The following is a 22,769-nucleotide window of genomic DNA, read 5'->3' as shown; positions in this document are numbered from 1 at the left end:
CCGGTACCGGGCAATCTACAGGTGGAAACGGTTATCAATAGCTGATATCCCTGGGTCTTACGCCAGATCGGTGAGCACGGTCAGCAGGCGGTCCACCTCCTCGGCGGTGTTGTACACCTGCGGGCTCACCCGCACGGAGCCGTCCTTGTCGTCGGCGCCCGCCTGGCAGAGGCTGTCGGCGCGGACCATGAAGCCGTGGCTGAAGAGGATGAACCCGAGATCGTCCGAAGGGATGGAGCGGTGCCGGAAGGTGACGATGCCCTGTCGGCGCTGCGCCGGGGGCAGCGCCGTGTCCGACGCCAGGCTGGCGGGGCAGCCGAGGATCTCGTACGCGTCCAGCCGGCGCAGACGGTCCGTCAGCCGGGTGGCCAGCGCGGTGACATGGGCGCCGACGCGGGCGACCCCGACTGTGTCCAGCCAGTCGAGCGCGGCCAGCAGCGAGACCACGCCCACCGTGTTGGGGGTGCCCTGCCATCCGGCGGGCCGCAGCACCGGACCGCGGGTGTTGCGGGCCCAGACCGCTCCGGTGCCCGGCAGCGCGAACGCCTTGTGCCCGGAGAAGACGACGAAGTCGACGTCCAGCGCCGGATCGCCGACCCGGAGGGGAAGGTGGCCGGCGCTCTGGGCGGCGTCCAGGCAGATCGGTACGTGCGGGCCGACGGCGGCGCGCAGCCGGTGGACGTTCATGTCGCCGCCGTACACATGGTGGACGTGGGTGGCGGCCACGAAGCGGGTACGCGGCCCGACGGCCGAGGCGAGCGCGCGGTGGTCGTAGTCGCCGGACGCCTCCTGGTACGGCAGGGCGCGGACGTGGACCGTGACACCGCGGGCGGCCAGCCGGCTCCGGGTCTCCAGCCAGGGGTCGAGGTTGGCCCGGTGGTCGGCGAACGGGACCAGGATCTCGTCGCCGTCGGCGAGGTACTCCATGAGCCAGTCGTGGGCGACGACCCGCAGGCCCTCGGTGGTGCCGGCGGTGAAGTGGACGGCGGAGCGGTCCGGTTCGGGGTCGCCGAGGAACTCCTTGACCCGGTGCCGGGCCCGCTCGATCAGCTCGGTGGTCCGGTTGGCCCAGGGGTAGGCCCCGCGCCCCGCGTTGGCGTTGCAGGTCGTGAGGTACGTCTGCACGGCGTCCAGCACGGCCCGGGGTTTCTGCGAGGTCGCCGCGCTGTCCAGGTACGCCAGCTCCGGGTGCGCGACGATGATCGGGAACTGCGCCCGCACCGACCGCTGCCACGCCTCGTCCGTGTCGTGGGCCGCTCCGCTCACCGGTTTCACTCCCGCACCAGCGGGGCGCCCGCGTCCCGCCAGGCGACGACACCGCCCGCCAGGCTGCGCACGTCCGGGTGGCCCATACGGGTCAGCAGCGCGGCGTAGCGCAGCGACTTCTCGCCCACCGGGCAGGCGAGCAGCACCGGGGTGCTCTTGCTGAACGGCAGCCCGGTGCGGACCAGTTCCTCGAACAGCTCGTCGACGATGTTGACCGAGCCCTCGATGTGCAGCGCGGCGTAGGCGTGCGGCCCGCGCAGGTCGACCACCAGCGGACGGGGGTCGCCGCCGGCCAGCCAGTGCCGGGCTTCGTCGACCCCGACCGTCCGGGCCCCGGCGCGGACCTCGCTGTCGGTGAGCGAGGCGGCCAGGTGGCCGCGGCGGGCGGCGCCCAGCAGCTCCGGCCGCCGGGCGCGTACATAGCTGAGATAGCTCTCGGCCCGGTCGCAGACGATGAACACCGCCGTCCGGCGGCTGCCGGTGCCCGCCAGTTCGGCGTCGACGGACGCCAGGCGCCGGACGGCTCCGTGGTACGCGGCGCCGCCGGTCGGTCCCGACAGCAGTCCGCAGCGCCGGATGAGGGTCACCATGCCGTCGATGGCCTCCTGGGAGGTGACGGAGGCGATCGCGTCGTACGTCGCGGGGTCGAACAGGCCCACCTGGTGGACCTCGTCGATGGTGCGGATGCCGGGGATGAAGTCGCCCTTGTCGGCGACCAGTCCGAGGACGCGGACCGTCGGGTCGTGCTCGCGCAGCACCCGGGCGACCCCGGTCGAGGAGCCGGCGGTGCCCACGCAGGCGACGAACCAGTCGGGCACCCGGCCGTCCAGGTCCTTGACGATCTCGGGCCCGGTGCCGGCCGCGTGCGCCTCGACGTTGCGCGGGTTGAAGTACTGGTCGGTGTGCAGGTAGGTGCTGTGGGGGTCGGAGAGCGCCTGGTGGAAGCGGGTCAGCGGATCGTCGGTGTCCGTGGGGTCCAGGCACTCGCTCTGCCCGGGCAGCTCCTCGATCTCCGCCCCGAGGAGCAGCAGCAGTTCCTTGATCTCCGGTACGCGCATCCGGTTGGTCACGCTCTTGAACCGCAGCCCGTGCATGCCGGCCAGCAGGGCGAGGGCCTTGGCGGTGTTGCCGCTGGACAGTTCCACCACCGTGGCGTCGCCGCCGGCCGCCTGCTGGAGGTGCGGGCGGGCCATGTGCCAGGCGGGCCTGTCCTTGACGGACCCGAACGGGTTGAGCATCTCCAGCTTGGCGTACAGGTCGATGTGGCGCAGTCCGTGCACGGACGGGTCGATGCGGACGAGCGGCGTGTTGCCCAGGGCATCGGTGATGCTGTCGTACCTCAAGACGGCACTCCCTGCGGGTCGGTGAGCGGCCAGTAGTCCTCGTCGGGGCACCAGTGCCGGCCACCGTCCGCCTCCGTGACCGCCACTGTCCGGGCCACGGGCTGGCGTTGCGCGCGGTGGGCGTGGAAGTCCATGGCGTATCCGGCGGTGTTGACGAATGCCAGCAGGTCCCCGGTGCGCGGCAGCCGGGGCAGGTGCACCAGCCGGCGGGTGATCAGGTCGGCCTCCAGGCAGAGGTTGCCGACGAGGTGGACCCCGACGGGCCCGTCACCGCCGGGGGCGGCCTCTCCCGCGCGGGGCAGCAGGACGGGGTCGACGAGGACACCGTGCTCCTCCAGGCCGGCGTCGCCCGCGTTCATGCCGAGGCGCACCAGGTGGCGGGCCGGGTCGTCCCCGGTGGGCCGCACGTCCAGCACCCGGGCCAGCGTCAGGCCGCACTGGTCGACGAGGGCCCGCCCCGGTTCGACGTACAGGTCGTTCAGGTGCTCCAGGAGCAGGGTGGCGGGTGGGCGGCCCAGGACGGGCGAGGGGCGGGAGAGGAGGGCGTCGAGGTAGCCGGGTCCGGCGACGGGCCGGTGGGCTGGGTACAGCGCCGCGGTGCCGCGCACGGTGCCGCCCTCGTTGCGCAGCCCGTAGCCGTGGCCGCGCCAGGTCAGGGGCGGGCGCAGGCCGAGCACCGCCTCGCTCAGCGCGGTCGTCCACCGCTCCCACTCGCCCGCGTCGGCGACGTAGCCCACGCCGAACCCGCCGCCGATGTCGATGCCGCGCGGCCCGAGCCCTCGCGCCCGGCACTCGTCCATCAGCAGCACGCAGCGCTCCAGCGCCCTGGCCTTCTCCTCCAGTCCGGTGGTGTCCAGGTGGTAGGCCAGCCCGGCCAGTTCGACGGCGTCGCGGTGCCGCTCCAGCGCCTCCCACAGCGCGCCGGCCGCGGCCACCGGGGTGCCGAAGCGGCTGCGGCGCGACAGCATCCGCGTACCGGCTCCGGTGTGCCCGCCGTCCGCCTCGAACTCCGACAGCCGCACCAGGACGGGCGCCCGGTCCAGGCCGTGCGTACGGACGAGCCGGGCCAGCTGCTCCAGCTCGCCCGGGGAGTCCAGGTTGACCGTCGCCCCCACCCGGGCGGCCAGCCACAGGAACTCACGGTCCTTGGGGCCGGTGGCCATCACCCGGTCGCCGGTGAAGCCGCAGCTCAGCGCATGGCGCAGCTCGCCCAGCGAGGCGACGTCGATCCCGACGGCGGCGGGGTCGCAGGCGGCCAGCCTCCGCACCGGGGAGCTGGACCGGTTGGCCTTGTGCGCGAAGTACACCCGCCCGGAAAGGTGATGGCGCCGGTAGACGGACCGGAAGCGCTCGGCGTTCTGTGCGACCACCTCCGGGAGCAGCACGTTCAGCGGCGATCCCAGCGCGTCGCACAGCGCGTGCAGGAACGGCGCGTCCCGGAGGAGCGAGGCGAGCGGCGGGTCCACCCGCGGTCGCAGATACAGCGGCGCGTCCTCCACCAGCACTCCCCTGGTCCACCGGTCGCCGCCCCGGCCGTACCGGCGACCGCCCGCCAGTAGTCGTTTCCCACCGCAGGTATCGCTAAGCCAGATGAGGGCAAGAGTTCGAAGTTGCCCCCGCGCGGTCGGCCGATACGCGACGCCCCGCCCCCGGCGGGACCACCGGGCCCCGGGAAACGCGTCAGGGGCCGGTTCGGATGTCTCCGAACCGGCCCCTGACCTGCGACTTCGTAAAGTCGGGACGACAGGATTTGAACCTGCGACCCCTTGACCCCCAGTCAAGTGCGCTACCAAGCTGCGCCACGTCCCGATGCGCGTGTCCCGTGGCCTTCGCCGTGGTGGACGCGCAAGAGAACATTACCTCACTCCGGGACGGGGATCGTGTCCCGGGGCGGCCGGACGCGGCCGGTGGCTTCGCGTCCGGTGCAGTACGGCGGAGAGGAGCGGGCCCGTGGACGCGGTGGTGGCGGCGCTGGTGGAGGAGGTGACGGCGGGGTTGCGCGCGGCCGGTGATCCCGGGACCGCGGAGTGGGCCAAGCGCTACTTGAAGAGCGACCTGCGGCACTACGGGGTGCGGATGCCGGTCGTCCGGGACCTGGTGGCCGGGGCGCTCCGGGTGCACGGGCCGCTCGGCCGCGCGCAGGTGGTGTCCTGCGCCCGGGAGCTGTGGCGTCCGGAGGTGCACGAGTCCCGGATCGCGGCGGGCGTCCTGCTGGAGCGGCGGGTCCGGGTACTGGTGGCGGAGGACACCGCGCTGCTGGAGGAGCTGCTGCGGGACAGCCGCACCTGGGCGCTGGTCGACCTGCTCGCGGGGTCGGTCGCGGGCCGACTGCTGCTGCGGTGCCCCGGCGCCCTGGACGCCTGCCGGGGGTGGGCCGCCGAGGAGGAGCAGTGGATCAGGCGCTCGGGCGTGCTGTCCTTCCTGGTCCCGCTCGGGGACCGGGACGGCTTCGGCCGGTACTGGCCCGTCTTCACGGAGGTCGCCGACCCGCTGCTGGAGGACCCCCGGTTCTTCGTCCGCAAGGCGCTCGGGTGGGTGCTGCGGCAGGCGGGCGGGAAGCACCCGGACGAGGTGTACGCCTGGATCCTGCCGCGCGCCGGGCGGTCCTCGGGCGTGACGGTCCGGGAGGCGGTCCGCCGGCTCGACGCCGTACGGCGGGAGGAGGTCCTGGAGGCGTACCGGCACGGCCGGGGGTGAGGGCGTCGGGTCAGCCGACCAGGACGCCGGGGTTGAGGACGCCGTGCGGGTCGAGGGCGTCCTTGGCGGCGCGCAGGGCCAGTGCGAAGGGCTCGGGGCGCTGGAGGTCGTAGCCGGGGCGGTGGTCGCGGCCGACCGCGTGGTGGTGGGTGACCGTGGCGCGGTGGCGGCGCAGGACGTCGAGGGCGGCGGCCTTGATGTCGTCCCAGATCGCGACCTCGTCGCCGGGCCGGCCGGCGACGGCCACGGTGAAGTAGGGGGCGGCCCCGTCGGGATAGACGTGGGTGAGGCGGCAGTTGACGGTGGCCGGGTGCCCGGTGGCCTTCCGGGCGGCGGCGCCCACCTCGGTGCGTACGGCGTCGATCAGCGCGGGAAGCGCGTCCCAGGTGGCGGCGGTCTCGAAGGTCTCGACGACGGCGCCCATCCGGGCCAGCCCGTCGCGCAGGTACGGCATGCGCAGGAACGCCGAGCGCCAGGCGCTCACGGCCGCGTCGCCCGGGGCGCCGCCGTCCGCCCCCGGCGCCTCGCCCCGGCCGCCGTGGTCGCGGGCGATCTCCAGGGCGGCGGCGAGCGGGCCGCCGACGGGGGTGCGGGCGGACTCGAAGCCGAGGATCAGGACGCTGGAGCCGTCGGCCGATGCGCCGGACAGCAGCGCCTCGCCGGGGTCGAGGAGCCGGCAGTTGGCCGGTGCGAGACCGGAGCGGGCGATGGCGCGCACCGCGTCCAGGGCGCGCCGGAAGCCGGTGAACGCCACGGACGCGGAGAGCTTGTGCCGGGGCCGCTCCTGGAGGCGCATCCACGCCTCGGTGATGACGCCGAGCGCCCCCTCGGAGCCGAGGAAGAGCCGGTCGGGCGAGGGGCCGGCGCCCGAGGCGGGCAGGCGCAGGGAGGTGCCGGTCCCGGCCGGGGTGACGACGGTCAGGGACTGGACGAAGTCGTCGATGTGGGTGGGGCCGGTGGCGTAGTGGCCGCCCGCCCGGGTGGCCAGCCAGCCGCCGAGGGTGGAGAACTCGAAGCTCTGCGGGAAGTGGCGCAGGGTGAGCCCGTGGGGGCGGAGCCGCGCCTCCAGTACGGGGCCGAGGGCGCCCGCCTGGATGCGGGCGGCGCCGCTCACCGGGTCCACTGCCAGCACCCGGTCCATCGCGGTCAGGTCCAGCGACAGGACCGCGCGGTGGGCGTCGCCCCGGTACTCCACGCCGCCGACCACCGAGGAGCCGCCGCCGTAGGGGACGACGGCGACGCCGTGCCCGCCGGCCCAGTCGAGCAGGTCGGCCACGTCCTGCCCGCTGGCGGGGCGGGCGACCAGGTCGGGGATGCGGCCGGGCCGCCCGCGCAGGGCCCGCATCACATCGCGGTACGCCTTGCCCATGGCGTGGGCGGCCCGGTCGGCGGGGTCGTCCGAGACCAGGTGGGCGAGCGCGGCCGGGGGCGTCGCCCCGGGGCGGGCGATCCGCAGGCCGGCGACGCGCGGCGGGGGCAGCGGGCGCGGGAGGGTGCCCGGCAGCAGGGCGCCCAGGGCGGCGCACTCGGCGTCGTCGGGCTGGGCGTCCTCGTACCCCCAGCCCCACCAGGAGCGGGCGCGGGAGGGACCGGGGGCGGGCGTGGCGGCGGGCATGGGCGGCTCCCAGCGAGGTCCGGAGAAGTGACCCGACGGGAATTGACCGTAGGGTAATATCCCGTGCATGACAACCAGCGGGGAGGGTGCCGGCCGGGCCGGGACCAAGGGCGTGCCCCGGGCCGTCCGCGAGCGCCAGATCCTGGCCGCGGCCACCGGGGAGTTCGGCCGCCACGGCTACGAGGCCACCACCATGGCGGCCGTCGCCGCCCGGGTCGGGGTCACCAAACCGCTGCTGCACCACTACTTCGGCGGCAAGCAGGACCTGTACCTGGCGTGCCTGGACCCGGTCGGCGACCGGCTGCTGACCGCCGTGCGCACCGCCCTGGCCGACCGCTCCCCCGGTGCGCCGCCCACCGCCCTGCGGGTGCTGAGCGCCCTGTTCACCACCCTGGACGGCCGCCGCGAGGACTGGTTCGTCCTCTACGACACCACCCTGCCGCCCGGCAGCGAGGCCGCCCGGCGGGCCGCGCACCACCGGGCCGCCGTCGACGCCCTCGCCACCACCGGCACCGCCGCCCTGCTGGACGCCGCCGGGCCCGCCGACCCGCTCGACGCCGACGCCCTCGCGTACGCCTGGCGCGGGCTGTGCACCGCCCTGGTCCGCTGGTGGATCCGGCACCCCGGTGAGTCGCCCGACGACATGACCCGGCGCTGCGCCCGGCTCCTCGCGGCCGGCCCGGCCCTCCTCGCCGGCGGCACCGCCACCGGCTGACCGGGGCGTCCGCCGGTGCTTGCGCCGGGCGCGTGAACCTGCCGGGCGCCCGGCCGCCGTCCGGCCCGGCCGCCGCCGGCGGTGGGCCATTGTCTCTTCTCGACCCAGTCACGACGGACGACGAGGAGCGGCGCGTGTACGAACTGCTGGCCGGACTGCTGACGGACGAATTCGGCATCGAGGCGGAGCGGGTGACGCCGGAGGCATCCCTGCGCGGCCTCGAACTGGACTCGCTGGCCCTCGCGGAACTGTCCGTGATGGTCTCCGAGGAGACGAGTGTGCGGGTGACGGACGTCGACCTGGACAGCACCCTGGGCGAGCTGGCGCAGCGGTTCGAGACCGCAGCGGCGTCGCCGGCCCCCGCATCGGCGTGAGCCCGCACGGGCCGGAGGCGCGCGGCGCGGGCCCGGCGGCGCCCGGCGGCCTGCCGGTGCGTGCCCCGTACCGGCGGACGAAGGGAGCCGGCCGTGCCGCGCGAGCGTGACGTCGCCGTCACCGGGATCGGTCTGCTGACCCCCGGCGGCCACGGGGTGGAGGAGACGTGGAAGGCGGTGTGCCAGGGCCGGAGCCTGGCGCGGACCGATCCCGAACTGGCCGGGCTCCCCGTCGACTTCGCCTGCCGGGTCGACGGGTTCGAGCCCGACGCCGTGTACGGCCGCAGGCTCGCCCGGCGTCTGGACCGGTACGCGCACCTGGCGCTGGTGACCGCCCGGCGGGCCGCCGCCGACGCCGGGCTGGAGCCGGGGGGCCCGCGGGCCGACCGGATCGGCGTCGTCCTGGGTTCGGGCTGCAACAGCCTGGACACGTACGCCAGGGAGTTCGCCGCCCTCGCCCAGGACCGGCCGCTGGCGGTGTCCCCGACGGCGCTGCCGCGCAGCGTGCCCAACATGGTGGCCGGCGAGGTGGCGCTCGACCTGGGCGCCCGGGGGCCGAACTTCACCGTGGCCAGCGCCTGCGCCTCGGGCGCCACCGCCATCGGTGTGGCCCGCGAGATGCTGCTGTCGGGGGCGTGCGACATCGTCCTCACCGGTGGCGGCGAGTCGGGCCGCTCCCGGATGGCGGCGGCCTGCTTCGCCCAGTTGCAGGCCCTGTCCCGCCGTACCGGCGACCCCGCGGCGGCCATGCGGCCGTTCGACACCGGCCGCGACGGGTTCGTGCTGTCCGAGGGGGCCGCGGTGCTGGTGCTGGAGCGGCCGGAGCACGCCCGCCGGCGCGGCGCCCGCGTCCGGGCCGTGCTCCGGGGGTTCGGCGCGGGCGCCGACGCCCACCACCCGGTGGCCCCGCACCCGGCGGGCGAGGGGGCGGAGCGCGCCGCCCGCGCCGCGCTGGCCGACGCCGGCTGCGCGGTGGGCGACGTCGGGCACGTCAACGCCCACGGCACCTCCACCCCGGCCGGGGACACCGCCGAGGCGCTGGCGCTGCTGCGGCTGTTCCACGGCTCCCCGCCGCCGGTGACGGCCACCAAGAGCGTCCTCGGCCACGCGATGGGCGCCTCCGCCGCGGTCGAGGCGGCGCTGACCGTCCTCTCGCTGGAGCGCCAGACCGTCCCGCCCACCGCCAACACCCGCCGGCAGGAGGAGGGCCGGGAACTGGACCTCGTCACGGTGCGCCCCCGCCCGGTGGCGTTCGACGTCGCCCTGTCGAACTCCTTCGGCTTCGGCGGGCAGAACGCCGTCCTGGTCCTGGCCGCGCCCTGACCCCCTCCCCGACGCCGCCCTCCCCCCACGCCGCCCTCCCCGGACGACCGGACAGTGATGCACACCAGTGAGCCGCACCCGCCGCGACCGACCGCCCCCACCGATCCGTCCGGCGGCCCGCCGCCCTCCCCCGTGCGCCGCTGGGCCGCCACCGCCGTGGTGTGCCTGGGCCTGTTCCTCCTGGGCCTGGACCTGACCGTCCTCAATGTCGCGGTGCCCGACCTCCAGCGGGACCTCGGCCCGACCATGACGCAGGTGCAGTGGACCGTCGACGGGTACGCGCTGCTCCTCGGCGGCACCGTCCTGTCCGCCGGCGCGCTCACCGAACGCCTGGGGCGGCGGCGGGCGTTCGTCGGCGGGCTGCTGGTGTGCGCGGCGGCCTCCGCGGCCGGGGGCGCCACCGACGACGTGCGCCAGGTCGTCGCCGCGCGCTGCGCGATGGGCGCCGGGGCCGCGCTGCTGATGCCCGCCACGCTGTCCCTCATCAGCGGCCTGTTCGACGAACCGGCCCTGCGGCGGCGGGCCATCGCGCTGTGGACCGCCGTCGGCGGGCTCGGCGGGATGACCGGGCCGCTCGCCGGCGGCTGGCTGGTCGAGCACTTCTCGTGGCGCGCCGCCTTCTGGGTCAACGTCCCCATCGCCCTCACCGCCGCCGCCCTGGCCCTGCTGCTGGTCCCGGCCTCCGCGTCCGGCGGCGGGCGGGGGGCCCGAGGGGGGCCGCTGGACCTGACGGGCGCCGTGCTGTCGGCCGCCGGGCTGCTCACCCTCGTCTGGGCGGTCATCGAGGCCCCGGCGCGGGGCTGGACCAGCGGCGGGATCCTGTTGGCCTTCGCCCTGGCCGTCCTGCTGCTGGCCGCGTTCGCCCGGCAGCAGGCCCGCTGCCCGCACCCCATGCTGCCAACACGCCTGCTGCGCCTGCCGGGCGTCGCGGCGGCGTCCGTCTCGGTGGCGCTGATGTCGTTCGCCCTGTTCGGCGCGTTGTTCGTCATCACGCTGTACCTCCAGGGCGTGTGGCAGCACACCCCCTGGGAGGCGGGTCTGCGCACTCTGCCGCTGCCGGCGGGGCTCGCCGCCGGAGCCGCGCTGTCCCTGCCGCTGATGGCACGGCACGGGCCCAGGCTGCCGGTGACGGCGGGCCTGGGCGTGGTGGTGGTCGCCTTCACCGTCCTGGCCGGTACGGACAGTTCGTCGGGGTACGCCCGGCTCCTCGCCGTCCAGGTGCTGGCCGGGATCGGGGCCGGGCTGACGGCCGCGGCGGCGACCGAGACCGTGATGGGCGCGGTGCCGCCGCACCGGGCGGGGGTGGGCTCCGCCGTCAACGACGCCACCCGGCAGGTCGGTTCGGCGCTGGGGGTCGCCGTCCAGGGCTCGGTCCTCGCCGCCCTCTACACCGGCCACCTGCGCGAGACGCTCGCCGGGGTGGCCGCCCCGCCCGCCTGGGTCGAGGCCGTCAGCGACAATGTGCTCGCCGCCCGGACCGCCGCCGCCTCGCTGGACGGCCCCCGCGGGTCCGCCCTGCTGGCCGCCGCCGAGGACGCCTTCCTGGACGGGCTGACCGGCGCCGCCGCCGTCGCGGCAGCGGTCGCCGCCCTCGGGACGGCCGTGGCGTGGCGGGGCCTGCCCACCACGGGGAGGGCCGCACCGGCCGCCCGGCCCCGCCGCCGGGCCGGCGTCCGGCTGCGCACCGCGCTCGTCCGGGCGTACATGACCGCCGTCATGACCCGCCCCACCACCGTCGCGGCACTCCGGGTGCCCCTCGCCACCGGGCGGTACGGGACCGGCGCCGGCGCCCCGCTCGTCCTCGCCGTCCTGGGCGACTCGCTCGGCGCCGGGGTGGGGGCGGACGGCCGGGACACGACGCCGGGCGCGCTGATCGCCCGCGAGGTGGCCCGGCACACGGGCGCGCCCGTCGCGCTGCGGGTGCACGCGCACGCGGGCGCCGTCACGGGTGCGCTGCGCCACCAGGTGGCCCGCGCCGGTACCGGGCCGGGTGTCGCGGTGGTGGTGGTCGGCGGGAACGACGTGATGCTGCCGGTACGGCTGTCGCGGTGCGCCCGCCGGCTCGGCGCCGTGGCCGCCGAGCTGCGCCGTCGTGGCTGGTCGGTCGTGGTGGTGACCTGCCCGGACTACACCGTCGCGGCCGGCACGCGCCGCTGGATCCACGGCACGGCGGCCCGTCGCTCCCGGCGGCTGGCCGCCCTCCAGCGGGACGCGGCCCAGCGGGCGGGCGCGCGGGCCGTCACCCTACCCGTGGACCGCTTCCGGGCGGACCCGGCCGGGATGTTCAGCGAGGACGGCTGCCATCCCTCCCCCGCCGGGTACGCCGACCAGGTGCGGCACGCCCTCCCGGCCGTCCTGCGGGCAGCCGCCGAGGCCGGTGCCGGGCCGGTGCCCGCGCCCGGCGCGGCGGCGGTCGAGCCGGGCGGCGGGGGCGTGGGGTGAGGTGCCGGGGGCAGGCGTGAGGCATCCGACCGAGGAGGTTGCCGATGGTGCCCGCCGGCTCCGCCCCGTACGCCTACAAGGGACTCGACGGGCTGCCCTGGTGGGCGCTCGTCCTCATGATCGTGGCCGGCCCGGGCCTGGCGTTCGCGGCCCGGGCCCGGCAGCGGCGGCGGCGGCGGTGAGAGAGGCTCTAGGGGTGGCGGGCCCGGCGGATGCGGATCGGGCCGCGGGCCGCGTCCGGTTCGACGGGGCGGCCGGACTGGGTGATCTGGACCTCCCCGGCCTCGACGAGGCGCCGGGCGGCGCGCCGGGCCGGTTCCATGAGGGCGCGCCAGCCGTCGTCGTCCCCCTCGTACACGGCCCGTGCGGCGTCGGAGGGGCAGATCGTGGCGGTGGGGGCGCGGCGCTCCAGCAGCTCCAGGATGGTCTGCTCCAGGCGCCGTTCCATGCGCTGTCCGCCGTCGGTCACCCTGCCAGTGTCCCACCCCCGGTGGCAGGCTGGTGGGTGTGACGGCGCACGCGCGGCAGCCCGGCCGCACCCCCGACGGGCGGTACATCGTGGTGGACGGCCGCCGCTGGCGGGCCACCGACCCGGAGATCCCCGAGGACGCGGCGGCGCGGCTGCGGGTGCATCTGATGGCGGCGCGGCGCGCGGTCGGCGCCGCCCGGCGCGCCGGGGACCCGGAGGCGGAGCGGGCCGCGCGGGACCGGGTGGGGACGGCGAAGACCGCCCTCGGGGAGCGCGGCACGCCCTGGTGGGAGCAGACGGACGCGGAGCGGCGGGCCCGCTGGAGCCGGGGCCTGGCGGAGCTGGACCGCGCGGCGGACGGCGGCTGGGGAGTGTCTTCAAAGTAGCGTCGTCCGCCCGGAGGGCGGGGCCGGCGGCGTCTGGTGCGTGCGATCGCAAGGCGGAGGAAGGAGCCACTGCGGAGCATTGGCGACTGACGACAACGCCGCGAGCGTGCGTGCCAGGAGTCGACGGCCAGACGGGACTTTGAAGACACGACCTAGGACGCGCGTGCTCAGTGTGGAGCTGCTCCCGGACGAGGCGACCGAGCGGGCCGTCCGGGAGGTGTGGGCCCGGCTGCGGCGGGCCGGGCTGGTGAGCCTGGCGGCGCACCGGCACCCGACGAACCGGCCGCATCTGACGCTCGCCGCCGCGGCGGAGCCGGCGCCCGGGGCGCGCGCCGGGCTGGCGGAGGCCCTGCGGGTGCTGCCGGTCCCGCTGGTCCTCGACGGCACGGTGCGGTTCGGCGGGCGGGCGAACGTGCTCGCCTGGGCGGTCCGGCGCGACGAGCCCCTCCTGCGGCTGCAGGGGGCGGTGTGGCGGGCGCTGCGGGACGCCTCGGGGTGCGCCCCGCCGAACCCGCTGCACGACCCGGTGCGGTGGTGCCCGCACCTCACGTTGGGGCGTGGCCGCGGGGCGGTCTGGCCGCTCACGGACGGGGAGCTGTTCGGGGCGGCGGGCGGCGTGTTCGCGGGGCGGTGGGTCGCGGCGCGCACCTACGACTCGGTGACCCGGACGACCGCCGCCGTCTGAGCCCGCCGCCGCGCGGGCGGGGCGGTGCCCCTCACCGGCGGCGGGGCCGTTCCGATCGGGGGTTCGCGGGCAGTATCTATCATCGGAAGGTCCGATCAGGGCCAGGTGGAGACAGAACGACGCGGGCACCGGTCCACGACACGTTCGGCGAGTGAGAGGGTGACCGGGTGATGGCCCGCGTACCGCAAGAGCAGCACCACCCTCGGGAGGGCCGGGAGGGCCGCTCCGCCGCGCCGGACGGTGCGGCGGAACGGGACCTGCGCGCGCTGTTCGGCCGCTCCACGGCCCTGTTCGCGTCGCTCACGGGGCCGGAGCACCTGCTGGAGGCCGCGAACCCGGCCTTCCTCCACGCCGTGGGCGGCGACTCCCGGGTCCGTACGGGGGTGCCGCTGGGGCGGCTGATGCCGGAGCTGGCCGAGCAGGGGTTCCTGGCGCTGCTGGACCGGGTCTACCGCACCGGCCGGAGCCACACCGGGCGGGACGCCCGGGTGCTGCTGGGCTCCGGGGCCGAGACCCGGGAGGCGTTCTTCGACTTCACCTACGAGCCGCGGCTGGACGCGGCCGGGCGGGTCGTCGGCGTCCGGGTGATCGGGGTGGAGACCACCCAGGCGAAGCACGCCCAGCGGCTGACGGCGGAGCACCGGGCGCTGCTGGAGCAGATCGCCCGCCAGGCGCCGCTGGGCCAGGTCCTGGAGGGCATGGCGCGGGTCATCGAGGAGCTGTCCCCGGAGGAGGTCATCGTGTCGGTGCTGCTGGCCGACGCGGACGGCCGGCACCTGCGGCACGGCGCGGCCCCGAGCCTGCCCGACTTCTACAACCGGGCGATCGACGGGATCGCCACCGGTGACGGCGTCGGCTCGTGCGGCACCGCCGCCCACCGGCACGAGATGGTCGTCGTCAGCGACATCGCCACCCACCCCTACTGGGACGACTTCCGCGACCTGGCCGTGCGCGCCCGGCTCGCGGCCTGCTGGTCGACCCCGATCATGGGCCGGGACGGGGCGCTGCTCGGCACGTTCGCGATGTACCACCGCACGCCCCGCAGACCGCAGGAGTCCGATCTCGCGCTGGCCCGGGTGTTCGCGGACACCGCGGCGCTGGCGATCGAGCGACACCTGGTCGAGCAGGCCCGCGCCGCCGCCGAGGCCCGGGAGAAGGCGGCGCGCGACGACCTGGCGTTCCTGCTGGAGGCCAGCACCTCGCTGGGCGCCGACCTGGACTACCACCAGACCCTCCAGCGCCTCGCCGCCGCCTGTACGCCCGCGCTGGCCCCGCTGTGCGCGGTGGACGTGGTCGACACCGGGCGGCTGTGCCGGGTCGCCGTGGCCGCGCCGGGGCCGTACGAGGAGGAGCTGCTGTCCTCGTCCGTGCCGGTCGCGGGCCCGTCCGCCGGCGGTGACGACGCGGTGGCGCGGGTGCTGGCCTCCGGAACCACCGAGGTCGCCCGGAGGGCGCCCGCCGGGCCGGGCCCGTGGCACGAGCTGAAGGTCACCGGCCGGCTGTGCGTCCCGCTGCTCGACCGGGGCCACGCCTTCGGCACCCTGTCGCTGTTCAGCACCGGTGAGGACGTCTTCGACGGGCACACCGTCGCCCTCGCCGAGGAGCTGGCCCGCCGGGCCGCCGCCGCGGCCGTCAACGCGCGCCAGTACACCCAGCGGGCGGCGCTGGCCCGCGACCTCCAGGCGGGGCTGCTGCTGCCCCGGGTGCCGGCCGTGCCGGGCACCGAGATCGCCACGTACTACCACCCGGCGGGCGAGGGCCTGGACATCGGCGGCGACTTCTACGACGTGTTTCCGCTCGCCGACGGCACCTGGGCGTTCCTGCTGGGCGACGTGTGCGGGCGCGGTGCCACCGCAGCGAGCACCACGGCCCTGGTGCGGCACACCGCGCGGGCCGTCGCGCCCCTGCTGCCGGGCCCCGAGGCGGTCGTCCAGGCGGTCAACAGGGCGCTGCTGGACCGGCCGGACAGCCATGGGACCGGTTTTGTGACCCTGCTGTGCGGTCGCCTCACCCCGGTGGCGGGCGGCGGGCTGGACGTGTCGTTCGTCCGGGCGGGCCACACCTATCCGCTGCACCTGGTCCCCGGGGAGCCCGCCCGGCCGGTGCACAGCGCGGGCTGCCTCATCGGCATCAGCGCCGATCCGCATCTGCCGCCGCACCGGCTGCGGCTGGCGCCGGGCGAGAGCCTGCTGCTGTACACGGACGGCATCACCGAGGCGCGGGACGGCCGGGGCGAGCAGTTCGGCGAGGAGCGCCTGGTGCGCGCGGTGAGCGGGGGGCCGCACCGTACCGCCGAGGACGCCCTGGGCGCGGTGACCCGCGCGGTGCGGGCGTTCACCGGCGGCAGCGCGGTGGACGACGACCAGGCCGCGCTGGTCCTGACGGCGCTGCCCGCCGGCTGAGGAGCCTTCGCGGCGGTACGCGGACGGGCCGGGGCGCGGATTGCGGGGCCCGTAGCTGGTCACAATGGGGGCATGGACAGGGCACGCAGGGACCGGGACGAGGAGGGGCGGGCGCGCAACGCGCGGCCCAGGGACGGGCTGGGGCGGCCCCTGCCGTACGGGGCGGCGGGGGTGGAGCGGCAGCCGGAGGGGGTCGTGCGCGATCCCGCCGAGACGCTGCGGGAGGCGCAGCGGCTGCTGGACGCGGGGATGCCGTTCCACGCCCATGAGGTGTTCGAGGACGCCTGGAAGGCGGGGCCGGAGGCGGAACGGGAGCTGTGGCGGGGGCTGGCCCAGCTCGCGGTGGGGCTGACGCACGCGGCGCGGGGCAACACGGCGGGCGGGGCGCGGCTGCTGGAGCGGGGCGCGGACCGGGTCGCGGGGTTCACCGGCCGGCCGTACGGGCTCGATGTGCCGGGCCTGGTGGTGTGGGCGCGGACGCTGGCGGGCCGGGTGGGGGCGGCGGCGGAGCCGGTGGACGCGGCGGCGGAGGCGCCCCGGCTCCTGGGGTGACCGTCAGGGCGCGCCGGGGGCGAGGCCCAGGGCGGGGAGGATCACCGCTTCGACGTACGCGGGGAGGGCCTCGGCGCCGCCGAGCCGGTCTTCGAAGAGCCGCTCGACGCGCAGGACGCCGAGGAGGCCCGGGGCGACGAAGGGGACGGCCGGGTTCCCGGCGGCGATCTCGCCGCGCTCCACGCCGCGCCGGAGCATCGCGTCGAGCGCGGCGACCTCCGGTTCGATGACCGTCTCGCGCAGGGCCCGGCGCAGGTCGGGGTGCTGGAGGTACGCCTGTCCGACGGCCTCCATCAGCTCGGTGTCGCGCCCCCGGCGGGCCGCGACGGCGACGGCGGCGGCGCGGAGGTCGCCGGCGAGGGTGCCGGTGTCGATCCCGGTGAACAGCGCGCACCGGCTCTTGTCGAGCGCGGCCGTCACCAGCTGGGACTTGGTCCTCCACTGGCGGTAGAGGGTGGCCTTGCCGCACTTGGTGCGGGCGGCGACGCCCTCCATGGTGACCGCGTCGTACCCGCCCTCGCGCAGCAGGTCGAGCACCGCCCCGTACAGCTCCTGCTCGCGCTCCGGGCTGATCCTGCTGCGGCGCGAGGCGGCGGTCGCGGCCTGCGTGGACATCGTTTCCTCCAGGGGGAGCGGGGCCCGTCGGTGCACGTCCGAGAGTATGACCCGCTCAAACGAGACGCAAGCGTATCGATACGCTTGCGTCTCGATAAGAACAGATCTACGCTTCACTCGTTTGCGTCCGATTGAACTGTGAATGAGGCCGGGAAATGGCTGCCGGGACCGCCGGGACACGTCATGCCGGGCCGGAGACGACCGCTGTGCCACGGCCGCCCCTGGTCCGCGAACTGGTGCTGGTGACGGCGCTCTTCCTCGTCTACAAGGCGGGCCGGCTCCTCGCGGACGGCCACGAGGGGCGCGCCTTCGGCAACGCCGGCCGGGTCTGGGACCTGGAGCGCGCCGCCCACCTGCCCGGCGAGGCGCTGGTGCAGCACCTGCTGCTGGACGGCGGGACGTTCGTGCGCGCCGCCAACGCCTATTACGCGTGGGTGCACTTCCCCGCCACCGTCGCCTTCCTGGCCTGGCTGTACTGGCGCCGCCCGGCGCACTACGTCTGGGCGCGGCGCGCCCTGGCCTGGCTCACCGCCGCCGCGCTGGCGCTCCATCTGCTGGTGCCGCTGGCGCCGCCGCGGATGCTGGCCGAGGCGGGGCTGGTGGACACCGCGCGGGTCTACGGGCCGTCGGTCTACGGCGCCGTCCCCGAGGCGGACGGGCTCGCCAACCAGTTCGCGGCGATGCCGTCCCTGCACGTCGGCTGGGCGCTGATGGTCGCCGTGGGGCTGATCGCCGCGACCCGCGGGCGGTGGCGGGCGCTGTGGCTGCTGCACCCGCTGCTGACCCTGCTGGTGGTCGTCGGCACGGCCAACCACTACTGGCTGGACGCCCTGGTGGCCTCGGTGCTGCTGGGCGCCGTCCTGCTGGTGGTCCGGCCGCCCGGTGCCGTCCGGCGGCGGCCGGTGCTCCGGCCGGTGGCGGTGACGCCGTGAGGGCCACCGTGCTCGCCGTGGTGCTGTCGCTGGCGTCGGCGGGCGGGTACGCCCTGGCGGCGGTCGCCCAGGCGCGGCTGGCCGCCGGGGGCGCGGGCGCCAGGGCGCTGCTGGGCCGCCCGCTGTGGTGGTGGGCGGTCGGTCTGAACGCCGCCGGGGCGCTGGCCCATGTGGCGGCCCTCCACTACGGGCCGCTCACCCTGGTGCAGCCGCTCGGGGCGCTGACGCTGGTCGCCGCGCTGCCGGTGGGCGCGGCCTACGAGGGGCGGCGGGTGGGCCGGGCGGAGTGGCGCGGGGCGCTGTGGACGCTCGGCGGACTGCTGGGCCTGGTCGCGGTGGTGGGCCCGGCGCGGCCGGGCGACGCGCTGTCGCTGCCGGAGGCGCTGGCGGTGGCGGCGGTGACGGCCGCGGGGATCGCCGTGCTGGTACGCCGCGGGGGCCGTGGCCTGGGGCTGGCGACGGCGTCGGGCGTGGCGTCCGGGGTGGCGTCGGCGCTGACGCAGACCGTCACGGCCGCCGTGGCGCGCCAGTTGCCGGGCCAGGCGCCCGCCTGGTGGCAGACGGCGCTGCTCGCGGTGCTGGTCTCAATGTTCGCGGCGGGCGGGCTGCTGCTGTCGCAGGCGGCGTTCCGGGGCGGGCTCGCGGCTCCGCTGGCGGTGGTGAACCTCGCCAATCCGGCGGCGGCGGCCGTCATCGGGGTGGCGCTGCTGGGCGAGTCCTTCCGCGGCGGCGCGGCCGGCTGGGCGGTGGCGGCCGTCTCGGGCGCGGTGGCCGCGCGCGGGGTACTGCTGCTGACGGCGGGCGGCCCGGGCCGGGTGCCCGCGCCCCGGGCGCCGGAGCCCGAGCCGCGTCCGGTCACGCCCTGAGCAGGTCGGCCAGGACGGCCGCGTGGCTGCGCCCGGGGTCGCGGGAGGCCGTCAGCAGGGTGAGCGGCCCCTCCCGGGCGAGGGTGCGGAGCCGGGCGAGGGCGTCGGCCGCCTCGGGCGCGGCGAGCTCCGCCTCGTAACGCCGGCGGAACTCCTCGTACGCGTCGTCCCCGGCCGTGTGGTACCAGCGCCTCAGCTCGGTGGAGGGGGTGAGGGACTTGGGCCACTCGTCGATGCGGGCGTCGGCCTTGGACAGCCCGCGCGGCCAGAGGCGGTCGACGAGGACCCGCGGGCCGTCGCCGTCCCCGGCCGGCTCGTACACCCGGCGGACCCGGGGGCTCCGGTCGGCTCGCGCCATGCGTCTCCTCCTGGGTGGGTGGGGCCGGCCGGGCGGCTTCGCCGCGGGGCCCGGGCCGGTGGCCGGTCCGGGCCCCGCCCGCCCGACCGGTCGTCAGGCGCGCTGCCAGAGCGCCGCGGTGCCCGAGGGCAGCCGGCCCGGCTGCGCCTGGTGGGACTGGACGCAGCGGTAGGCGACGCCCTCGTGGGTGATCCGGTCGCCGGCCCGGTAGACCTTGCCGGGGGCCCAGGTGCCGGCCTTGCCGGTGTCGCCCGGTTCGCCGGCGCCGGTCTTCAGCGTCAGCCCGTACTCCTGGAGCATCGGGTTGACCGGCTGGTAGAAGGTGGTGCCGCCGTCCTTGCAGTTGCCGGAGCCGCCGGAGGTGACGCCCTGGGCCTGGGTGCCGGAGACGTACGGGCCACCGGAGTCGCCGGGCTCGGCGCAGACCGTGGTGCGGGTCAGGCCCTTCACGGTGCCCTGGAGGTAGGAGACGCTGGCGCCGTGCTGCTCGACGGTGCCGCAGTGCCAGCCGGTGGTGGAGCCGGAGCGGCAGATGGAGGCGCCGACGATGGCCTCGGTGGAGCCGGCGACCTCGACGTTCTGCTCGCCCTGGCCCTTGACGTGGGCCGTCGCGGTCCAGTCGGCGTTGGTGGCGACCCAGGCCATGTCCTTGCCCGGGAAGGTGGACGCCTTGAAGGCGCCCTGGGCGGCCTTGTTGTGGCCGCTGGTCTCGGCGCCGGGCCGGCCGCAGTGGCCGGCGGTGACGAAGCCCTGCTGGTCGCCGGAGGTGACGGAGAAGCCCACCGAGCAGCGGCTGCTGCCGATGTAGTAGGCGTGGCCGCCGACGATGTCGTGCGCGAAGGGCCGCGGGCGCTCGGTCGTCGCCTTGACGCTGACGAGGTCGCGCTCGACGCCGGTCGCGGTGAGGAAGACGTCGGCGGCGCTGTTCTCGGCGGCCTCCAGCGTCACGGTGTTGGCGCGGAGGTCGACGTACCAGACGGGCGCGTCGGTGGTCCTGGTCCGCAGGGACCCCTTGTCCAGCTTGGCCTTGGCGGCCTCCAGGCGGGCCAGGCCGTGGCGGACCACCTTCGCCTCGGCGCCGCCCGCCCGGATCGCCGCGGTGTCGGCGGCGCTGGTGGTGGCGACGGTGAGGGTGGCGGAGACCGGGCCGCTCACCCAGGCCCCGGCGTAGCGCTCGCCGAGGGTGTTGCGCAGGCGGCCGGCCCGGGCGCCCGCCTCGGCCTCGTTCTTCAGCCGGGTCTCGGCCTGTTCGCGGGTGAGGCCGAGGTCGCGCTGGAGGGCGTCGAGCAGCGCGGGGGACGGCTTGTCGGCGCCGGGCGGGCCGGCCACCGCGGGGGTGGACGGGGGCGCGGGGGCCTCGGCGGCGAACACGCCGGGCGAGCCGGCCAGCACGAGCGCGCCGACGGCGGTGAGCGTGGCGCACGCGGCTGTGGCGTGTCTGTGGAGCATCAAGGGGTCACCTCTGTTCGGGGGTCTCTTCCGGGGAAGACGTGCCGATCCAGAGGTTTCCGACGGGGCGTCCATCGATGTCGGATTGTCATTTCTTCGGCTTTACGGGAGACAGGGGCGCCCGCCATGCGGCGTAACGCCCCCGGGTCTCACCGCTCCCCCGCGCCCCCGGGGCTCACCGCTCCTTCCCCGCCCGGCCCATGGGCTCCCCGAACTGCCGCCACAGCGCCCGCTCGGCGCTGCTCGGCGGCAGGTCCGGGCGGAGCCGCTCGGGGTGGCCGGGCGGCGGGGGCCGCAGCGGCGGGGGCGGCGCGGCCGGCGGGGGCACCGGCACGCCCAGCCACACCCAGCCGGCCGCGGTGAGCGCGTCGTAGCAGCCGCGCAGGAAACGGGCGACCGTCCTCATGAGCCCAGGGCCGCCGCCGGCTCGCGCGGGCCGGCCGCGCCGCCGGCGGCCACCGGGGCCGGCGCCTCCTCGTCGCTCCAGGTCCACACCCGCGACACGGCGTCCATGTCGAGGTCGTGGCCCTCCGTCCAGATTCGCGCGGCGGCGGCCAGCACCGACTGGCGGTCTCCCTCCGCGGTGCCCCGGCGGGCCGGGAGCAGCGGGGTCACCGCGCTCGCCCCGAGGCGTACGGCCCGGTGCCTGCGGGCGAACGCGGTGAGCGTCTGGCGCGGCCCGGCCTCGACCAGCAGCACGTCCTCGATGGCGAGCAGCTCCTCCAGCGCCGGCCGGAAGTACACGGTGTCGGTGATCTGCCGCGCCCAGAAGCGGGGGCTGAGCGCCTCCTCGGGGCGCATCAGCGCGCCGGTGTAGCCGGAGTAGAGCGGCAGGGCGGGCTCCCGGAACGGGATGCGGCGGTAGTCGGCCTCGACCGCGTCGGAGGCGGGCGCCATCGCCGGGGAGTGGAAGGGGCTGGTGGCCGGCACCGGGACGACCGTGAAGCCGTCCGTGCGCAGCCGGGCCTCGGCCTCGGCGAGCGGCCCGGCCGCACCGGCGAGCATCACCTGCTGGGCGGCGTTGACCGCCGCGACGGCGACGTCCCCGCCCGTGTACGGGCGCACCTGGTCCTCGCTCGCGGCGACGGCGAGCATGCCGCCCGGCGGGATCCGGACCGCCTCGCGGACCCGGCTCATCACCATGGCGACCGCGTCCGGCAGTGACACCACCCCGGCGATCACCGCCGCGACCAGCTCGCCGGCGCTGTGCCCGAGGAGCGCCGCGGGGCGGACGCCCCAGCCGAGGACCATCCGGCCGAGCGCGTAGTCCACGGCGAACAGCAGCGGCTGGGCGCGCCGTACGTCGTCGACCGGGATCACCGGCTCGCCGGGGGTGAGCCAGTCCCGCCTGATCCGCGCGCCCTCCTCGCCCATGTGGCCGAGCACGGCGTCGACGGCCGCGGTGAACACCGGCTCCCTGCGGTACAGGCCCCGGGCCATGCCGGAGTGCTGGGAGCCCTGGCCCGGGAAGAGGAGGGCGACCGGCCTGGGCCGTCCGGCCCGTACCGCCGTGGCCTTGTGGACCGCCCCGGCGGCCAGCGCGGCGACGGTCACGGCCGCGCCGCGCACCGGCCCCGGGGGCGTCCCGCAGGGCACGGCGGTGGGCAGCGCGGGGAACGCCTCGCCGTGCAGTCCGCTCAGCATCGGCAGCAGTTCGCCGCGCACCCGGATCTCGTCGTCGGCGTCGCGGCCGGACCAGAGCAGCAGCCGGTGGTGCTCGGGCGCGGTGGAGCGGCGCCCGTGGTGGAGCGGGCGCAGGGGCGGGACGGCGTCCTCGTCGGTGCCGGACACGTCGAGGACGCCGAGGACGCGGTCGGCGTCGGCGACCGCCTCGGCGGCGCGCTTGACCGCGTGGACGGTGATGGTGTGCGGGTCGGGCTCGCCGAAGCCGGCGACCATGGCGAAGTCGGCGGTGCCGTCGTGGAGTTCGCGGTGCGCCAGGCGCAGCGCGCGGCCGGGGGTGAGCGCGGTGCGGACGGTGAAGCCCTCCTGGACGGGGCCCAGGTCGGGGTCGAGCGCCGCCGCGCCGAGGTAGACGACGGTGCGCACCGGGAGCTGCCCGGGCGGCCGGCCGAAGGCGCGGAGCACCGCCGAGACGGCGGCGGCCGAGGCCACCGACTGGGCCCGCTGCTCGTGTGCGGGGCCGGGGCTGACGACCAGTCTCCGGACGACCGCGCTGTCCGACGTGAGCGACATGCTTCCTCCTCGTGGGGCCGCGGCTCGGCGGCCGGCGGGTGCGTGACGGAGTGCGGGGCGGACCGGGGGTCGGGGTCCGGGCGG

General features: G+C 76.8%; 22 protein-coding genes and 1 tRNA gene. 12 read left to right on the top strand and 11 right to left on the bottom strand.

From position 1 onward, the window contains the following. Positions 1-57: 57 nt before the first annotated feature. The 4 genes from ACF08D_RS04575 to ACF08D_RS04560 form a co-directional block, all read right to left on the bottom strand. On the bottom strand, positions 58-1,266 hold the full coding sequence (locus ACF08D_RS04575; protein WP_392221021.1) for an aminotransferase class V-fold PLP-dependent enzyme: 1,209 nt from the start codon (positions 1,264-1,266) through the stop codon (positions 58-60). Positions 1,267-1,271: 5 nt separating this feature from the next. Beyond that, on the bottom strand, positions 1,272-2,609 hold the full coding sequence (locus ACF08D_RS04570) for a pyridoxal-phosphate dependent enzyme (RefSeq protein WP_392221020.1): 1,338 nt from the start codon (positions 2,607-2,609) through the stop codon (positions 1,272-1,274). Further along, complete coding sequence (locus tag ACF08D_RS04565) at positions 2,606-4,108, bottom strand: Y4yA family PLP-dependent enzyme (RefSeq protein WP_392221019.1); 1,503 nt, start codon at positions 4,106-4,108, stop codon at positions 2,606-2,608. The genes ACF08D_RS04570 and ACF08D_RS04565 overlap by 4 nt, the downstream gene beginning before the upstream one ends. A gap of 236 nt (positions 4,109-4,344) precedes the next feature. Then, a tRNA-Pro gene (locus ACF08D_RS04560) sits at positions 4,345-4,418 on the bottom strand. Between the two features lie 141 nt (positions 4,419-4,559). Between ACF08D_RS04560 and ACF08D_RS04555 the strand changes: the two genes are divergently transcribed. After that, positions 4,560-5,306 (top strand): DNA alkylation repair protein, encoded by a 747-nt coding sequence (locus ACF08D_RS04555; protein WP_392221018.1) that lies wholly within the window; start codon positions 4,560-4,562, stop codon positions 5,304-5,306. A gap of 10 nt (positions 5,307-5,316) precedes the next feature. Here the strand turns inward: ACF08D_RS04555 and ACF08D_RS04550 are convergent, their stop codons facing one another. Next, entirely contained in the window at positions 5,317-6,921 is a 1,605-nt protein-coding gene (locus tag ACF08D_RS04550) for an FAD-binding oxidoreductase (RefSeq protein WP_392221017.1), read from the bottom strand. 67 nt (positions 6,922-6,988) lie between these two features. On the opposite strand from ACF08D_RS04550, the gene ACF08D_RS04545 reads away from it, so the two are divergent. The 5 genes from ACF08D_RS04545 to ACF08D_RS04525 all read left to right on the top strand — a co-directional run bounded on the left by ACF08D_RS04545 (position 6,989) and on the right by ACF08D_RS04525 (position 11,957). Further along, positions 6,989-7,636 (top strand): TetR/AcrR family transcriptional regulator, encoded by a 648-nt coding sequence (locus ACF08D_RS04545; protein WP_392221016.1) that lies wholly within the window; start codon positions 6,989-6,991, stop codon positions 7,634-7,636. A 134-nt stretch (positions 7,637-7,770) separates the two neighbouring features. Further along, positions 7,771-8,010: an acyl carrier protein gene (locus ACF08D_RS04540; protein WP_392221015.1), complete on the top strand. Its 240-nt coding sequence runs from the start codon at positions 7,771-7,773 to the stop codon at positions 8,008-8,010. A gap of 93 nt (positions 8,011-8,103) precedes the next feature. Continuing rightward, the gene (locus tag ACF08D_RS04535) at positions 8,104-9,333 is read left to right on the top strand and encodes a beta-ketoacyl-[acyl-carrier-protein] synthase family protein (protein WP_392221014.1); all 1,230 of its coding nucleotides are present in this window, start codon (positions 8,104-8,106) and stop codon (positions 9,331-9,333) included. Positions 9,334-9,390: 57 nt separating this feature from the next. Next, positions 9,391-11,775 carry an MFS transporter gene (locus ACF08D_RS04530; protein WP_392221013.1) on the top strand — a complete coding sequence of 795 codons (2,385 nt, stop codon included), beginning with the start codon at positions 9,391-9,393 and terminating at the stop codon, positions 11,773-11,775. A 44-nt stretch (positions 11,776-11,819) separates the two neighbouring features. Further along, complete coding sequence (locus tag ACF08D_RS04525; RefSeq protein ID WP_392221012.1) at positions 11,820-11,957, top strand: hypothetical protein; 138 nt, start codon at positions 11,820-11,822, stop codon at positions 11,955-11,957. Positions 11,958-11,965: 8 nt separating this feature from the next. Here ACF08D_RS04525 and ACF08D_RS04520 read toward each other — a convergent pair whose 3' ends face one another. Continuing rightward, positions 11,966-12,223 carry a DUF3253 domain-containing protein gene (locus ACF08D_RS04520; RefSeq protein ID WP_392221213.1) on the bottom strand — a complete coding sequence of 86 codons (258 nt, stop codon included), beginning with the start codon at positions 12,221-12,223 and terminating at the stop codon, positions 11,966-11,968. 59 nt (positions 12,224-12,282) lie between these two features. On the opposite strand from ACF08D_RS04520, the gene ACF08D_RS04515 reads away from it, so the two are divergent. The 4 genes from ACF08D_RS04515 (at position 12,283) to ACF08D_RS04500 (ending at position 16,269) form a co-directional block, all read left to right on the top strand. Continuing rightward, a complete protein-coding gene (locus ACF08D_RS04515) occupies positions 12,283-12,630 on the top strand; it encodes a hypothetical protein (protein ID WP_392221011.1) in 348 nt (115 codons plus the stop codon). A gap of 163 nt (positions 12,631-12,793) precedes the next feature. Continuing rightward, complete coding sequence (locus tag ACF08D_RS04510; RefSeq protein ID WP_392221010.1) at positions 12,794-13,315, top strand: 2'-5' RNA ligase family protein; 522 nt, start codon at positions 12,794-12,796, stop codon at positions 13,313-13,315. A gap of 170 nt (positions 13,316-13,485) precedes the next feature. Continuing rightward, positions 13,486-15,717 (top strand): GAF domain-containing SpoIIE family protein phosphatase, encoded by a 2,232-nt coding sequence (locus ACF08D_RS04505; protein ID WP_392221009.1) that lies wholly within the window; start codon positions 13,486-13,488, stop codon positions 15,715-15,717. Positions 15,718-15,789: 72 nt separating this feature from the next. Then, on the top strand, positions 15,790-16,269 hold the full coding sequence (locus tag ACF08D_RS04500; RefSeq protein ID WP_392221008.1) for a DUF309 domain-containing protein: 480 nt from the start codon (positions 15,790-15,792) through the stop codon (positions 16,267-16,269). A 3-nt stretch (positions 16,270-16,272) separates the two neighbouring features. On the opposite strand, the gene ACF08D_RS04495 is transcribed toward ACF08D_RS04500, so the two are convergent. Next, positions 16,273-16,884: a TetR/AcrR family transcriptional regulator gene (locus ACF08D_RS04495; protein ID WP_392221007.1), complete on the bottom strand. Its 612-nt coding sequence runs from the start codon at positions 16,882-16,884 to the stop codon at positions 16,273-16,275. Between the two features lie 155 nt (positions 16,885-17,039). Here ACF08D_RS04495 and ACF08D_RS04490 point away from each other — a divergent pair, with 155 nt between their 5' ends. Both ACF08D_RS04490 and ACF08D_RS04485 read left to right on the top strand, forming a co-directional pair. After that, a complete protein-coding gene (locus ACF08D_RS04490; protein WP_392221006.1) occupies positions 17,040-17,816 on the top strand; it encodes a phosphatase PAP2 family protein in 777 nt (258 codons plus the stop codon). Next, entirely contained in the window at positions 17,813-18,682 is an 870-nt protein-coding gene (locus tag ACF08D_RS04485; RefSeq protein ID WP_392221005.1) for a hypothetical protein, read from the top strand. Before ACF08D_RS04490 ends, ACF08D_RS04485 begins: the two co-directional genes overlap by 4 nt. Here the strand turns inward: ACF08D_RS04485 and ACF08D_RS04480 are convergent. The 4 genes from ACF08D_RS04480 to ACF08D_RS04465 all read right to left on the bottom strand — a co-directional run bounded on the left by ACF08D_RS04480 (position 18,672) and on the right by ACF08D_RS04465 (position 22,685). Continuing rightward, a complete protein-coding gene (locus ACF08D_RS04480) occupies positions 18,672-19,040 on the bottom strand; it encodes a DUF488 domain-containing protein (protein ID WP_392221004.1) in 369 nt (122 codons plus the stop codon). The two genes, ACF08D_RS04485 and ACF08D_RS04480, sit on opposite strands and share 11 nt — an antisense overlap. A 93-nt stretch (positions 19,041-19,133) precedes the next feature. After that, positions 19,134-20,489 carry a trypsin-like serine protease gene (locus ACF08D_RS04475; RefSeq protein ID WP_392221003.1) on the bottom strand — a complete coding sequence of 452 codons (1,356 nt, stop codon included), beginning with the start codon at positions 20,487-20,489 and terminating at the stop codon, positions 19,134-19,136. A 175-nt stretch (positions 20,490-20,664) separates the two neighbouring features. Then, on the bottom strand, positions 20,665-20,895 hold the full coding sequence (locus tag ACF08D_RS04470; RefSeq protein ID WP_392221002.1) for a DUF6059 family protein: 231 nt from the start codon (positions 20,893-20,895) through the stop codon (positions 20,665-20,667). Continuing rightward, positions 20,892-22,685, bottom strand: coding sequence for an acyltransferase domain-containing protein (locus ACF08D_RS04465; RefSeq protein WP_392221001.1), 1,794 nt, complete (start codon positions 22,683-22,685; stop codon positions 20,892-20,894). Before ACF08D_RS04465 ends, ACF08D_RS04470 begins: the two co-directional genes overlap by 4 nt. Positions 22,686-22,769 lie beyond the last annotated feature (84 nt).

This window comes from Streptomyces sp. NPDC015131 (assembly GCF_043079975.1).
Lineage (GTDB): Bacteria > Actinomycetota > Actinomycetes > Streptomycetales > Streptomycetaceae > Streptomyces.
Note: the sequence above shows the minus strand (reverse complement) of the source record. Positions and strands in the feature narration are given on the sequence as shown.